Origin of the sequence: Planococcus beijingensis, from assembly GCF_016820615.1 — a bacterium.
Taxonomy (GTDB): Bacteria; Bacillota; Bacilli; order Bacillales_A; family Planococcaceae; genus Planococcus; species Planococcus notacanthi.
Genome location: NZ_JADHDZ010000010.1, coordinates 42,543 through 56,133, shown reverse-complemented (window position 1 = coordinate 56,133; position 13,591 = coordinate 42,543). Strand labels below are relative to the sequence as shown.

The 13,591-nt window shown below is 46.0% G+C and carries 14 protein-coding genes and 1 riboswitch; of the genes, 10 read left to right on the top strand and 4 right to left on the bottom strand.

The window, feature by feature from the left end:
* Positions 1 to 3 precede the first annotated feature (3 nt).
* The 4 genes from cydS to IRE19_RS17420 all read left to right on the top strand — a co-directional run bounded on the left by cydS (position 4) and on the right by IRE19_RS17420 (position 3,504).
* Positions 4 to 114: a cytochrome bd oxidase small subunit CydS family protein gene (cydS, locus tag IRE19_RS18580; RefSeq protein ID WP_404825543.1), complete on the top strand. Its 111-nt coding sequence runs from the start codon at positions 4 to 6 to the stop codon at positions 112 to 114.
* A 225-nt stretch (positions 115 to 339) separates the two neighbouring features.
* Positions 340 to 1,704 carry a 23S rRNA (uracil(1939)-C(5))-methyltransferase RlmD gene (gene rlmD, locus IRE19_RS17430; protein ID WP_203341367.1) on the top strand — a complete coding sequence of 455 codons (1,365 nt, stop codon included), beginning with the start codon at positions 340 to 342 and terminating at the stop codon, positions 1,702 to 1,704.
* Between the two features lie 142 nt (positions 1,705 to 1,846).
* Complete coding sequence (locus IRE19_RS17425; RefSeq protein ID WP_191716808.1) at positions 1,847 to 2,011, top strand: Fur-regulated basic protein FbpA; 165 nt, start codon at positions 1,847 to 1,849, stop codon at positions 2,009 to 2,011.
* A 44-nt stretch (positions 2,012 to 2,055) separates the two neighbouring features.
* Entirely contained in the window at positions 2,056 to 3,504 is a 1,449-nt protein-coding gene (locus IRE19_RS17420) for an amidase family protein (protein ID WP_203341366.1), read from the top strand.
* Positions 3,505 to 3,537: 33 nt separating this feature from the next.
* Here the strand turns inward: IRE19_RS17420 and IRE19_RS17415 are convergent, their stop codons facing one another.
* On the bottom strand, positions 3,538 to 4,398 hold the full coding sequence (locus IRE19_RS17415; protein WP_203341365.1) for a TetR/AcrR family transcriptional regulator: 861 nt from the start codon (positions 4,396 to 4,398) through the stop codon (positions 3,538 to 3,540).
* Positions 4,399 to 4,572: 174 nt separating this feature from the next.
* On the opposite strand from IRE19_RS17415, the gene IRE19_RS17410 reads away from it, so the two are divergent.
* The 4 genes from IRE19_RS17410 to IRE19_RS17395 all read left to right on the top strand — a co-directional run bounded on the left by IRE19_RS17410 (position 4,573) and on the right by IRE19_RS17395 (position 9,464).
* Positions 4,573 to 6,042, top strand: coding sequence for an MDR family MFS transporter (locus IRE19_RS17410; RefSeq protein ID WP_203341364.1), 1,470 nt, complete (start codon positions 4,573 to 4,575; stop codon positions 6,040 to 6,042).
* 105 nt (positions 6,043 to 6,147) lie between these two features.
* Positions 6,148 to 7,308, top strand: a complete 1,161-nt coding sequence (locus IRE19_RS17405; protein WP_203341363.1) for a DEAD/DEAH box helicase — start codon at positions 6,148 to 6,150, stop codon at positions 7,306 to 7,308.
* Entirely contained in the window at positions 7,305 to 8,534 is a 1,230-nt protein-coding gene (locus IRE19_RS17400; RefSeq protein WP_203341362.1) for an aminopeptidase, read from the top strand. The genes IRE19_RS17405 and IRE19_RS17400 overlap by 4 nt, the downstream gene beginning before the upstream one ends.
* Positions 8,535 to 8,546: 12 nt before the next feature.
* On the top strand, positions 8,547 to 9,464 hold the full coding sequence (locus tag IRE19_RS17395) for an SGNH/GDSL hydrolase family protein (RefSeq protein ID WP_203341361.1): 918 nt from the start codon (positions 8,547 to 8,549) through the stop codon (positions 9,462 to 9,464).
* A gap of 64 nt (positions 9,465 to 9,528) precedes the next feature.
* Here IRE19_RS17395 and IRE19_RS17390 read toward each other — a convergent pair whose 3' ends face one another.
* Positions 9,529 to 9,678 (bottom strand): hypothetical protein, encoded by a 150-nt coding sequence (locus IRE19_RS17390; RefSeq protein ID WP_203341360.1) that lies wholly within the window; start codon positions 9,676 to 9,678, stop codon positions 9,529 to 9,531.
* 66 nt (positions 9,679 to 9,744) lie between these two features.
* Positions 9,745 to 10,818 carry a M20 family metallopeptidase gene (locus IRE19_RS17385; RefSeq protein WP_203341359.1) on the bottom strand — a complete coding sequence of 358 codons (1,074 nt, stop codon included), beginning with the start codon at positions 10,816 to 10,818 and terminating at the stop codon, positions 9,745 to 9,747.
* A 146-nt stretch (positions 10,819 to 10,964) separates the two neighbouring features.
* Positions 10,965 to 11,063: riboswitch (TPP riboswitch) on the top strand.
* Positions 11,064 to 11,160: 97 nt separating this feature from the next.
* Here IRE19_RS17385 and thiT point away from each other — a divergent pair.
* Together thiT and map are read left to right on the top strand one after the other, a co-directional pair.
* On the top strand, positions 11,161 to 11,748 hold the full coding sequence (gene thiT / locus IRE19_RS17380) for an energy-coupled thiamine transporter ThiT (RefSeq protein WP_191716799.1): 588 nt from the start codon (positions 11,161 to 11,163) through the stop codon (positions 11,746 to 11,748).
* A 156-nt stretch (positions 11,749 to 11,904) separates the two neighbouring features.
* The gene (gene map, locus IRE19_RS17375; protein ID WP_203341358.1) at positions 11,905 to 12,657 is read left to right on the top strand and encodes a type I methionyl aminopeptidase; all 753 of its coding nucleotides are present in this window, start codon (positions 11,905 to 11,907) and stop codon (positions 12,655 to 12,657) included.
* A 110-nt stretch (positions 12,658 to 12,767) separates the two neighbouring features.
* Here the strand turns inward: map and IRE19_RS17370 are convergent, their stop codons facing one another.
* Positions 12,768 to 13,502 carry a TspO-related membrane protein gene (locus tag IRE19_RS17370; protein WP_203341357.1) on the bottom strand — a complete coding sequence of 245 codons (735 nt, stop codon included), beginning with the start codon at positions 13,500 to 13,502 and terminating at the stop codon, positions 12,768 to 12,770.
* Positions 13,503 to 13,591: the final 89 nt, after the last annotated feature.

The following is a 13,591-nucleotide window of genomic DNA, read 5'->3' as shown; positions in this document are numbered from 1 at the left end:
TCCATGCAGGATTTCATGATATTTTATGCGCCATTCCTGGTTTTATTCGGATCCATCATTTTCGGGTTCTGGTTCTCACTGAAGGATGGCCCCGCTACAAAAGATAAAAAATAGAGACGCGCGCAGGCCTTTGCCTGCCGCGTTTTTTCTGTTTAAATAGAGTTTTAGCTCTTGATTCCTGTCTAGACCTTAATGCCCGAATGCTAAAGTTATAAGCCACTTCAGCAGTGTGGCTGAAAAACATCGCTTCGTTAGAATGTCTTATGCCTGTCGAATTTAAGACGGGCACTTTTTCTTTTCTTGTTGTATGATAAGTAAATGTGAAATGGAGTGAACTTTTTGAAACCAGTAAATAAAAATGACCGGATAACGGTCCATGTAGAAGATTTGACGCATGATGGTGCAGGTGTAGCGAAAGTAGAAGGCTATCCGTTGTTCATCCCAGGCGCGTTGCCGGGGGAAGACGTGGTTGTGCACGTTTTGAAGACATTGAAATCCTATGGCTTTGCAAAGCTTATTGAAATAAAACAGTCATCGCCTTTTCGTGTTACAGCTCCTTGCCCGGTCTTCGACACGTGTGGAGGCTGCCAGATTCAACATTTATCGTATGAAGGGCAAATGACCTTCAAACAAAAATTGGTGCGCGATGCCATCACACGGATCGGCAAATTGCCGGACGTGCCGGTACATCCTGTAAAAGGGATGGAACATCCATGGCGCTACCGCAATAAGTCCCAGATTCCATTCAGCACACAAGATGGCAAAGTGGTTGCTGGATTTTATCAGCCGCGTTCGCATGACATTGCCGACACGGATATCTGCCTGATCCAGACACCGGAAGCCGACGCCATAATGGTGTCACTCAAAAAGAGTTTGGCTGAAATGGGCATTGAGCCTTATGAGGAAGCAACGCACCGCGGCATGCTTCGCCATGTAGTGGTCCGAAAAGCGCGTGCTACTGGAGAAATCATGGTGGTTCTGGTAACCAAGAAAAAGAAATTCCCTCAAGCGGCGCGTGCCATTGAATTGATCCAGGCGACTGTTCCGGAAGTGACATCAATTGTCCAAAACATCAATAGCGAAAAAACCAATGTCATTTTTGGCGATGAAACCCTGACGCTCTGGGGCAAAGATGCAATAGAAGACCAAATCGGCGATGTCCGTTTTGAGATTTCTGCGCGTTCATTCTACCAGATCAATCCTGAACAAACAGAAGTTCTCTATGGCCAAGCTTTGGAATACGCTCAATTAACCGGAAAAGAAACGGTAATCGACGCATATTGCGGAATCGGGACCATTTCCTTGTTCCTTGCGCAACAGGCTGAATTCGTGATGGGGGTTGAAATTGTGCCTCAAGCCATAGAAGACGCCAAACGCAATGCGGAATTAAACGGCTTGTCTAACACTTTGTTTGAAGCCGGACCAGCTGAACAAGTCATTCCGCGCTGGTACAAAGAAGGCAAGAAAGCGGATGTCTTGGTTGTTGACCCTCCGCGCAAAGGCTGTGATGAGCAGCTGCTGCGGACGATCCTTAAGCAGCGCCCGACACGTGTGGTTTATGTATCCTGCAATCCGGCAACACTGGCACGTGACCTGCGCATATTGGAAGACGGCGGCTACCGCACAAAAGAAGTGCAGCCAGTCGATATGTTCCCTCAGTCCACCCATTGCGAAGCAGTGGCGTGGCTGGAGTTGGCAGAATAAATGAAGTGAGCCCGATCAGCTATTAAAGCTGATCGGGCTCTTTTCAACTTTTTGGTTAAAATAGGCTAGTTTGATGTCAACAGGTTTTAACCGTATAGAGCGGAGGGTAAAGACAAGAGAATACATCAAGAAGGAGAGAACGATGAAAATGGTGCAGATACCCGAGTCAAAATTCACGGATAAACGTGAAACCATCATTCAGGGACTGGTCGAAAAGAACGTCTTCAAGATCAACGGACGCCAGCTGTATGAAACCTCACTCTATGAATTAATGAAAACCTATACAGAGACTGACCAAGCCGGCTGATTCCGGCTTTTTTCAATGCCTTATATAAATGGGAGGAAGAATCCATGCACAATAAAGAATTGGAAAGCTACCGCCAGGAACGGCTTGATGAAATGACAATCGAGGAAATGCAGGAGGCGATGGACAAAGGGGAGCTCACTTCCGAAGAACTTGTTCTCATGTATAAAGAAAATATTTCGTTACGAGACAAAAATACAGACGCTGTACTGGAGATGAATCCGGATGCTTTGCTGACTGCGCAAGCGCTTGACTTTGAGCGCCGGCAAACCGGTCCGCGTTCCGCTCTGCACGGCATTCCGGTCTTGGTGAAAGACAATATGGACACCTGTGATAAGATGCATACCAGTGCAGGGTCTTTAGCATTGAAGGATCATTATGCTCTAAAAGATGCCAAAGTGGTGAAAAAATTGCGCCAGGCGGGTGCCGTGATTCTCGGCAAAACCAATATGACGGAATGGGCGAATTTTATGTCCGATAAAATGACCAATGGCTATAGCTCGAGAGGCGGACAAGTGAAAAATCCATATGGTGAATTTGACGTGGGCGGTTCAAGTTCAGGGTCCGCCGCAGCTGTCGCTTCGAATTTGGCGGCGGGCGCAATCGGAACAGAAACGTCGGGGTCGATCATTAATCCCGCTGCACAAAACAGTCTGGTCGGGATCAAGCCAACGGTCGGGCTGGTGAGCCGCAGCGGCGTCATCCCGCTGTCTCATACACAGGATGTTCCAGGTCCTTTAGCGCGGACTGTAGCAGATGCTGTAGCGCTTTTGGAAGTAATCATTGGCATCGATCCGGAAGACAAGATTACAGCATTTGCGGCTCAGTTTGAGCATTATGACTGGCGCAGCCATATGAAGAAAGACGGGCTTCAAGGTGTTGCATTGGGTGTAGCGAGAGGGCTGTTTAAAGAAATCAACGATGAACAGGCTGAGCTTTTTGAAAAGGCGTTGGATGCGCTTCGTGAATGCGGTGCGGAAATCGTAGACGAAGTTGATCTGGGCGTCGAGCAGGAAGACCTTGGATTTGCGGTGTTGCTGCATGAATTCAAGGCGAACTTGAATGCGTATTTGGCGAAGTCCAATCCGGACCAGCGAATTCGTTCCTTGGATGATGTCATCGCTTTCAATAATGAGCATGCAGAGAAAATGCTGAAGTTTGGACAGAATTTGCTGGAACAGGCTAATGGGATGAGCGGCATGCTAACGGAAAGAGAATACGTCGAAGCACTGGAACGCAACCGCTTTCTGGCGGCAGAGCGTGGAATGAAGAATGTCCTGGAGAATATCGGTGTGGATGCATTGGTATTGCCGCAGGATTTTGGCTGCAACATAGGTGCGGCTGCAGGTTTTCCATCAATTACAGTGCCTTTTGGCTTTAGTCCATCGGGTGAGCCTTTTGGTATTACGTTCGCCGGCCAAGCATTCAGCGAACCGACACTGATTGAATACGCATATGCATTTGAACAAGCCGTCAAAGGACGGCGAAAACCATAGAAAAAAGCAGCGTCCTTAACAGGCGCTGCTTTTTTATGCAATTTCATCTAAATGTTTCCACACCTGTTCAATCATAATCGACAATTCAGCTTCAGTCCGGTCATCATTAGCCAATGTGGTAAGGACACTTTCAATCAGTGCTTTTCTTGGAGTTTCCGCAGCCAGCTCAGTTGCCAAAAATTGCACGAGCTGTTGCGTGTTCTTCTGTTTTTTCAATTTCTCGGCGTATGTTGCCAACATCGGAGGCAGTTCCTCTAATTCGATGTTGTCGGCAGATTTAGCAAGCGGCAATTTCAAGTTGCCGATAAATGTATCTTTAGCCGCTATTTGGAGTGCGATGGTCGCCTGCAGCCTCCGGATGACAAAAGAAGAAAGCTTGTCTGCCGGCAGAGCATCTTCGGATACAAGACGCCAGATATGGATCAGCTGCTGGACATAGCCGTGTACAAATGCCGCATTTTCCAGTGCATAGGGAGCGGCTTCTTTGCCGAAAACATCAATGATTCGGGATGAGATCCATTCCATTTCCAAAGAGTACTGTTTAATAGAAAAGGATTTCAATTCCGGTTCTTGTGAATAGAAGATGCTTTCATAGAGAGAAAAGAGATTTTTTTCAAGGTTGAGTTTGATGCGGATAAATAATTGCTCCGCCAATACTTCCGGATCATTGGATTGCTTGCCGACAGCAGCCGCCATTCGCCGTTGCCTGATTTCACTGCCGATAGAATCCATGATGGCCATTAGGCACTCTGCTTTGGATCCGAAGTAATTGTAAAAAGTTCCTTTTGATACAGTCGCTTCATCCAGGATATCCTGGATAGAAGAAGAATTATAGCCTTTATTGATGAAAAGATCATACGCCGCATTTAGGATTTGCTGTTTTTTAGGATTCATATACCTCACCTTTATACCGATAGTCTAATATTATAATAACTTGAAAATGCTTATATATCAATGTTTTTAACTTTGTCGGATAAAATGCTTGAAAAAAATATACAGGCGGTATAGAATAATGCAATGGAGAAAGAGAAAAAAATAAAGAGCACCATTTACGGAGGAAACACAAAAATGAAAGAACAGAAAAAAACGCCTTATGGCATTATAGCCATTCTCTTTACGGGAGCGTTCGTTGCAATTTTTAACCAAACTTTATTAAATATAGCGTTGCCTGAAATCATGCTTGATCTGGGGATCGATGCATCCACAGCGCAGTGGCTAGTTACAGGTTATATGCTGGTCAACGGAATTCTGATTCCAGCCAGTGCCTATTTGATCCAGCGGTATTCCAACCGCTCAATATTCATTGTGGCGATGTCCTTGTTTGCACTCGGAACGCTATTGGCCGCAGTTGCCCCGATATTCAGCGTATTGCTGGCCGGACGTATGATTCAAGCAGCCGGATCTGCTTTAATGATGCCATTATTGATGAACGTCATGCTTGCGGCATTTCCAGTTGAAAAACGTGGATCGGCAATGGGTGTATTCGGACTTGTTATGGTCGTTGCACCTGCAATTGGGCCGACCCTTTCCGGATTTATTGTCGAACATTACTCATGGCGTGTGCTTTTCTGGATCGTCTTGCCAGTAGCATTGATTCCGTTGGCATTAGGGATCTTCAAATTGAAAAACCTGACATTCCAAGACAGAGAAATATCGCTTGATAAAGCGTCGTTGGCTCTTTCCAGTCTAGGGTTTGGCGGGGTATTGTACGGATTTAGTTCTGCGGGTACGATGGGGTGGACCGATCCAGTTGTTATGGTGACCATTGCTGTTGGTGTTATTTCACTCGTTATTTTCGGTTTCCGTCAATTGAAACTGGATAAGCCTCTATTGGAAATCCGGATTTATAAATACCCAATGTTCGCATTGTCATCAGCGATTTCAGTGGCCATTTCCATGTCCATGTTTTCAGCGATGATTCTCATGCCAATTTACATTCAGACCATCAAAGGAATTTCGCCGATCGATTCAGGCTTGCTGATGCTGCCAGGTGCACTGGTTATGGGCTTCATGTCTCCAGTCACCGGCCGGTTGTTTGACCGGTTCGGCGCAAAAGTGTTGGCCATTCCCGGCTTGGCGATTGTTGTGCTGACGACGTTCATGTTCAGCCAGTTGAGCCTGGATTCCAGCTACTTTAGCATCATGATGATCTACACGTTGCGTATGCTCGGTATTTCTATGGTCATGATGCCGGTCATGACCAATGGATTGAATACATTGCCGATGAAAGCTTATCCGCATGGAACGGCCATCAACAATACCTTGCAGCAAGTTGCGGGTGCGGTCGGTTCAGCTTTCCTTATTACCGTGATGAACACACGAACGGAGTCGACAGCAAAAGAGTTGGCGGCGGCTGGAACAGCTCCTGAAAGCATCATGAACTTAGCTATGCTGGATGGCATCAATTTCTCGTTTTTCGTTTCCACTTTTATTGCGTTAGTGGCATTGCTGTTGTCTTTCTTCATTAAGAAGCCGGTACGTCCGGTCACTGAAGCGGAAAAAGAAATTGTCTACCGACAAAAAGAAGTAACTGAATAATCGATTGAACCAGTCCTTGGGAGGGCTGGTTTTTTTTGCGTGAAAAAGGCGTCAAAACAACAAATATGGTACACTAAAAGCATTGAAAAGAAGGTGGAATCGCAGATGACTTTTGTAAATGAATTAAGCCCGATGTGGCAAGAAAAATGGGAAAAAGCTGGATTTGAAACAGCTATGCCGATCCAGGAACAGATGATTCCGGAAATGTTGGCGGGCAATGATATTGTTGCTGAATCGCCAACGGGATCGGGTAAAACATTGGCTTACGTATTGCCGATACTGGAACGTGTCAATCCCGAAAAGCAGGCAATCCAGGCAATGATCGTCGCTCCGTCGCAGGAGTTATCCATGCAGATCGTCAATGTGTTGCGTGAGTGGACAGAAGGGACGGATGTCACCGTTACACAATTGATTGGCGGGGCAAATATGCAGCGACAATTAGAGAAGTTGAAGAAAAAACCGACGATTGTCGTAGGGACGCCTGGACGTTTAAATGAATTGGTGAAAACCAAAAAACTGAAAATGCATGAAATCCGGATATTGGTGCTGGATGAAGGCGATCAATTGATGGCACGCGAACACCGGGGCATCATGAAAGACCTGATTGAAAAAACTCAGCATGAGCGCCAATTGGTGCTGGTATCCGCTACAATCACCGAAGAAATAGAATTGGTGGCGGAACGGTTGATGCAGCACCCTACACGGCTGCAGGTAACGGCTGAAGATTTGCCGATGCTTGGGCAAGTGACGCATTCATTCATCAAAGTGGATGAGCGCGACAAAACTGAAATGCTGCGCAGCCTGTCGCATATTCCCGGCATGAAAGGCTTGGCATTCGTCAATAACCTGGACCAATTGCTGATGAAGGAAAATAAACTGAAATTCCGCGATGCGAAAATCGTGACCTTGCATTCTGAAATGAAAAAAGATGAACGCAAAAAAGCCTTGGATGCTTTCCGCAAAGGGGAAGTTGCTGTATTGATTGCGACAGAAGTAGCAGCGCGCGGTTTGGACATCGATAAAGTGACGCATGTCATCCATGTCGATGTACCGCAAACAGTTGAGCAATACCTGCATCGTTCAGGCAGAACCGGAAGAGCGGGAGCGGATGGCGAAGTATTGACTTTGCTGGCTTATTCCGATGAACGCCATTACAAGAAATTCACGAAGGAATTGCCTTCCAAGCCTGTCCAAAAAGTGATTCATGGCGGGAAACTGATTGAAGGTTCCAGCAAAACCATTGCTGCAAAGGGGAATAAACGATGAATTTTCAAGAGAAGCTTGAGCAATATGCTGATTTGACGGTTTATGTAGGATTGAATGTCCAAAAAGGACAATTAATCGTAATCAATACGACGACTGACACGCTTGAATTCACACGCCTGGTTGTCAAGAAAGCATATGAGGCAGGGGCAAAGCGGGTTCAAGTCAATTATGAAGATCCTGTTTTGACAAGGGCGCATTTCGAATTGGCGCCAGATGAGGCATTTCAGGAATATCCGGAATGGTCTGTCGTTCAACGCGATGAAGTGATTAATACAGGCGGCGCCTTCCTGTGGATTGATGCCGAAGACCCGGACTTGCTGACAGGCATCCCGACTAAACGCCTGGCTGATTCACAAAAGTCTGCCGGCAAAGCATTGGAGCGCTATCGCCAAGCGGTCGGTACAGATAAAGTGGCTTGGTCGATCGTCGCTATTCCTTCACCGAAATGGGCACAAAAAGTATTTCCGGATTTGCCGGCTGAAAAACAGATGGAAGCCTTATGGCAAGCTATCTTCAAAACAGTGCGTATCGGCGAAGGTGATGCGGTCGAAGCTTGGAAAAACCATATCGCTTTGCTGGAACAGCGCGCTGCTCAATTAAACGATAAACGCTATGTGAAGTTGCAGTACACTGCACCTGGCACAGAATTAACCATTGAACTTCCCGGCAAGCATATTTGGATGTCCGGCGCTTCAAAAACGCCTCAAGGCAATCCGTTTATCGCCAATATGCCGACAGAAGAAGTTTATACGGTACCGTTAAAACATGGAGTCGACGGCAAAGTCCGCAATACGAAGCCATTGGTTTATCAAGGCAATGTGATTGATGGGTTTACGCTGACCTTTGAAAAAGGCAAAATTGTTGAAGCCAAAGCGGAGACGGGGCAGGAACTTCTCAATGAAATGATCACGGCAGATGAAGGAGCGGCTTATTTGGGGGAAGTGGCGTTGGTGCCGCATCATTCGCCAATTTCCGATTCCGATATTCTGTTCTACAATACCTTGTTTGATGAAAATGCTTCGAACCATTTGGCAATCGGCGACTCTTATCCGACTTGCTATGAAGGGGCACGCGATCTGGAACGCAATCAATTGAAAGCCATCGGTTTGAACACATCAATCGTCCATGAAGATTTCATGATTGGCAGCGACAGCATGGATATTGATGGAATCACCGCCGATGGTTCAAAAGAGCCTATCTTCCGGAACGGAAACTGGGCATTCTAAGAGGTGAATGAGATGAAAAAGTATTGGATCGCGGCAGTGGCTGGCCTTCTGTTTTTCAGCGGATCGGCTTCGGCGCAAGCCGAACTCAAGATTCCGGCAGCATACATCGCTATCGGTGATTCGCTGGCGGCAGGGCAAACACCTGAACGCGAGATAGATGCTGGGTACGCCGATATGATTGCACAGGAATTGTCACGCAATCAGCCTGTGGCTTTCTACTCGAAAAATTTGGCGTTTCCGGGATTTACAACAGCTGACGTATTAGACAGCATCCAGTCGGATGAAGCGAAGAGCGTGTTGGCATCGGCCAACCTCATTACCGTTTCAGCTGGAGCGAATGATTTGCTGCGCCTGGTCCAAGACGATCCGGCACAGGGATCGCTGACTTTCCAGCAGATCCAAGCAGATTTTGCACTCAATGAAGCAAGAAAGAATATGGAGTTGATTTTGGCTGAGCTGACGGAGCTCTCTCCGAATGCGGATGTTTATGTGATGGGCTATTATTTCGCTTACCCGCATGTCCGCGACAGCCAAAAATACGGAACAGCCAAACAACTGGACCGGTTAAATGAGATTCTTAAACGGTCTGCTGAAAAGGCAGGGGCGACGTTTGTTTCTGTAGACCATTCATTCGGCGATGAGGCTGTAGATAAAATTCCGAATGCAGCTGACGTCCATCCGAATGCGGCTGGCTATCAAGCAATGGCCAATGCATTTTTTGGTGAATATCAGGAAACGTGGACGGTTGAAGATTTCGAATTGCCGTCACCGAATCCATTGACATTCGAACAGATTATGGAGGCGCAAGAGCAGAAAGGTGATGGAGGGCAAGAAGAAGAGGGAAGTGAGGCTGAAGAGACAGCCCTACGGCCATCTGCTGGCAGTCCGACCGGTTACTTGGCTTTGCGGGAAGCTTTGCCTTATCTCTAGAAAAGCAAAAGCCCTTAGCGCATAAAAAAGTTCCGGCATGAGTTTCATGCCGGAACTTTTTTATTTAGCGTTTTTTTCCACGCGTCGGAGGTTGCTGTGTAGAAGCCGGTTGTCCAGCTTTTCCTTGTTTTCTTTTATTTAATACTTTACGGATAATAGGATAAGCGATGGGGCCATATTTTATCGCGGATTTCACTAGTCGTCCAATTGCCATATAAATCTCTCCAATCATAGGGTTAGTAATTAGTATTTTCCCGAATCAGGCAGTGTGCAAACATTTTTACGCAGATTGCGCATGTGCCAATAGAATGTCTTTGTATTTATGGACGCTGGAAATCAAGACATATTCGGCGTTGCCATGCCAGTCATCTCCACTTGGTCCAAATTCAATGGCACCTTCGCCGCCGGTGACGGCTGCATAATACCGCGTATCGGCTGCACCATGCTGACCGAATAATACGGCTTCTTTATCAGTCGTTTCGAGAATCGCTTTTTGCAGAGTCTGGATAAATGGGTTTTCTTTTGTTGTTGTCAGCGCGGGTGTTGAACCTGAAGCTTTATAGTCCATGTCGATGTTCAAGGTCTCAGCTAATTCTGCTAATTGCCGAACAATTTCCTCTTTGTCCTGTCCAGGCATAAAACGGATGTCATAAGACATTTCGCACGTTTCAGGAACCACGTTGTAACGGTCTCCTGCTTTAATGATCGGCAGGTTCACCGACGGCTGCTCATAATATTCAGTAGATTCTTTCCGGAATGGCAGCTCTGTTGCAGCCATATGGAATTTCATAGCGGATTCGATGGCATTGATGCCTTCCCAAGGGCGGCTGCCGTGTGCGGGCTTGCCTTTGAAAACCATATCCATTCGTAAAATACCTTTCGACTGCAATCCGACTTTTAAGCCTGTCGGTTCTCCGCAAATAACAAAATCACCATGGAAACCTTGCTCGACCAACCATTTAGATGTATTGCGGCCACCAATCTCTTCGTCGGTGACAATATGTAATTGAACTTTGCGGTTCAAACCACTAGATTCCAGCTCAATAAAGGCTTGCATCATTGCTGCAACACCCGCTTTCATATCAGCTGCGCCGCGTCCGTAAATGCGGTCTTGTTCTTCGGCTGGCACAAACTGTTCTTTATGGCCAGGAACTACATCGACATGGCCATTCCAAACAATGGTCTCATTGCCTTGTCCTTTCTCAGCAGTGAGCATCAAGTAGCCTTTATTGTCGTGGACAGTAACCGTTTCTCCTTTTTGTTTCAGCCAGTCGGCACAAAAAAGAAGAGCTTCATTTGCTCCTTCTTTTGTATCACTTTGAATTTTAATCAATTCCTTCAATAATTCAATCATTCATTCGGCAACCCAGAATCCCGGCTGCCTCCACCACCTTTCGGATTTTTTCACTACCATCACTTTACCCTGTCAGAGCTACTTAAAACAGCCTTGCATTAGAAAGAGGCCTTGTGTACAATACAGGTGACTGAATAAATATTTGTATACACCACAAGGGGAGCTTTAGCTGAGAGTGAACAATCTGTTCTTACCCTTTGAACCTGTAAGTTAACACTTGCGCAGGGATGTGGATGGAAACCGGCTCTTACAACGGCGCCAGGCTCTGTCCTGACGCCGTTTTTAATATGGTTTTATTCACGGCCCTTCTGGTGATGTGCACAACACATTAAGGAGGAAGTCATGAGAAATAAAAAAGTATTGTTAATGATGGAGATTGCCATTTTTGCAGCTCTTGGATTTGTATTGGATTTTGTTTCTTTCCGGATGCCGCAGGGAGGTTCGGTCAGTCTGGTGATGATCCCGATTATTTTAATCGCATTTAGGCGAGGGGTCGCTGCCGGTGTACTGACGGGAATATTGGTAGGGTTGCTGCAGATTGTTTCGGGCTTTATTTCTGTCGCGCCTTTATCATTCGGATTTGTTGTCATGCAGGTTTTATTGGATTATCTTCTGGCATACGGAGTTGTAGGGCTGGCTGGTGTCATGCGCACAAAATATTTGCAGCATGCGCATGCCAAGCAAACCGGCAAGATGTTGGCCGCTATCGTCGCAGGGGTGTTGATTGCATCAGTGTTGCGTTATTTGGTTCATGTCATTACGGGAATCCTGTTTTTCGGTATGTTTGCTGAAGGCAATGTGGTCATCTATTCAGCGATCTATAATGCTACCTACATGATACCTGTATTCTTGCTTGCCGCTTTTGTCTGTGCCGCACTTTTTGCAGCGGCACCAAGATTAGTGGATGCTGAAGCCGCTAATACGAATTAACACAAGCAAAGGACTTTTCGGGAATTCATTCCGGAAAGTTCTTTTTCTGTTTAGAAGTTAAAGATTGCATGTTTGTTTTCCAAACTCGTCAAGAAGCCTCCAGTTTAATTTTGTGGTATAATTCTTGAATAGAAAAGCTTGAAAGAAGGGTCATTGATGATAGCAACTACTGATAAAGAGATTGAAATGCTGAAAAAAGCCGGCCAAATGGTAGCTGAAATTCGCGAAGCGATGAAAGCGGCAACCAAAGCTGGAGTCACAACAAAAGAAATTGACGATTTGGGCGGTAAACTATTCGAGGAACTGGGCGGTGTTTCCGGCCCGAAATCGGAATATGATTTCCCAGGATATACATGCATCAGTGTCAACGAAGAAGTGGCCCACGGAATTCCGGGCAAGCGTGTCATCCAGGATGGCGACATCGTCAATATTGATGTTTCCGGTTCATATGAAGGATATTTCGCAGATACAGGAATTTCTTTTGTTGTAGGCGAAGGGCATCCGGATAAAGAAAAAATTTGTGAAGCAGCCGCTTCTGCGTTCGACCGTGCGATGACAAAAGTCAAAGCCGGCGCTAAACTGAACCAAATTGGTAAGGCAGTGGAACGTGAAGCAAAAGAACAAGGTTTGTTTGTCATTAAAAACCTGACTGGCCATGGCATCGGGAAATCACTGCATGAAGCTCCTCAGCACATCTTGAATTATTACGATGCATGGGAAACGACCATCCTGAAAGAAGGCATGGTGCTTGCAGTAGAACCGTTTATCTCACAGAAAGCTGAACATATCGTAGAATCAGGAGACGGCTGGACATTCATCACACCGGACCAGTCATTGGTTGCGCAAATCGAGCATACTGTGCTTGTGACAAAAGGCGAACCGATTCTTTTGACTAAACTGGAAAAATAACTGGCGCATAGATCGAAAAAGGGATTCGGGTTTTTATCCGGATTCCTTTGCCGTTTTCAAGCCAATAAAAAACGGTAGACAAACTCGTAAAACGGAGTTTGTCTACCGAATCAGTGAACTGCCTCGGCAGTTCTTTTTTTAATTAATAGAACACCGGTTAATATAACGCCGCTCAAGAACAAGGCAGCAGTTGTCACCAGCATTTCACCTGTACCGTGTTTAACAGCGATTCCAATAAACGCCCAGATAAAGACCAGCGCAAACGGAATATCAAAATGATGGAAACGGATATGCAAAGCCAGCGCAGTTGCGACAGTCAACATGATGACGGTCCACAGCTGGTCGCTGAGACCCCAGCCGCCCCAATTGTGGTAGGTCAATACAAAGCTGATGTTGGCGATGGTTGCCACACTGATCCACCCCATATTGACTGAAATCGGCAACCGTTCGGTGAACTTTCTTTCCGAATTGCTGTATTGCAGGTAAAGAGCGATCAACGCCAGCAAATAGCCGAGCATCGCTACGATTGACCAGATGAAATATTCATAATGCCAAAGCAGCAGCCAGCTGATATTAAAGGCGCAGCTTAAAATAAAAAACAAGGCAATCTTGGATGAAGGGATTTGTCCCTTTCTTAAATTCACCCAAAAAGCGATGATCCAGATGGCCAGCAATAAATAAATAATAGACCAAATTGAAAATACGTAACCGGCTGGTGTAAACAGGACCAGAATCCGGTTTGAAATTTCACCGGTTGTTTGGCCATTCAGCGGCAAAATGTTTGCTAGAGCATTCATGACAACCACGGCGAGAAAAGCGATTGTCATAAGCAAAATACGAATCATGCGAAATCCCTCCTCCTTTTCAGTATACCTGTAGCCGTTTCAATCAACAATTAACCCTTTCCAAAAGATTCCCTAAAAATGGCGATAAG

Bases quoted from the DNA above. Each gene is read 5' to 3' on its own strand.
- cydS (WP_404825543.1), top strand. From the start codon at position 4: ATGCAGGATTTCATGATATTTTATGCGCCATTCCTGGTTTTATTCGGA.
- IRE19_RS17425 (WP_191716808.1), top strand. From the start codon at position 1,847: ATGAAAATGGTGCAGATACCCGAGTCAAAATTCACGGATAAACGTGAA.
- IRE19_RS17420 (WP_203341366.1), top strand. From the start codon at position 2,056: ATGCACAATAAAGAATTGGAAAGCTACCGCCAGGAACGGCTTGATGAA.
- IRE19_RS17415 (WP_203341365.1), bottom strand. From the start codon at position 4,398: ATGAATCCTAAAAAACAGCAAATCCTAAATGCGGCGTATGATCTTTTC.
- IRE19_RS17410 (WP_203341364.1), top strand. From the start codon at position 4,573: ATGAAAGAACAGAAAAAAACGCCTTATGGCATTATAGCCATTCTCTTT.
- IRE19_RS17405 (WP_203341363.1), top strand. From the start codon at position 6,148: ATGACTTTTGTAAATGAATTAAGCCCGATGTGGCAAGAAAAATGGGAA.
- IRE19_RS17400 (WP_203341362.1), top strand. From the start codon at position 7,305: ATGAATTTTCAAGAGAAGCTTGAGCAATATGCTGATTTGACGGTTTAT.
- IRE19_RS17395 (WP_203341361.1), top strand. From the start codon at position 8,547: ATGAAAAAGTATTGGATCGCGGCAGTGGCTGGCCTTCTGTTTTTCAGC.
- IRE19_RS17390 (WP_203341360.1), bottom strand. From the start codon at position 9,678: ATGGCAATTGGACGACTAGTGAAATCCGCGATAAAATATGGCCCCATC.
- IRE19_RS17385 (WP_203341359.1), bottom strand. From the start codon at position 10,818: ATGATTGAATTATTGAAGGAATTGATTAAAATTCAAAGTGATACAAAA.
- thiT (WP_191716799.1), top strand. From the start codon at position 11,161: ATGAGAAATAAAAAAGTATTGTTAATGATGGAGATTGCCATTTTTGCA.
- map (WP_203341358.1), top strand. From the start codon at position 11,905: ATGATAGCAACTACTGATAAAGAGATTGAAATGCTGAAAAAAGCCGGC.
- IRE19_RS17370 (WP_203341357.1), bottom strand. From the start codon at position 13,502: ATGATTCGTATTTTGCTTATGACAATCGCTTTTCTCGCCGTGGTTGTC.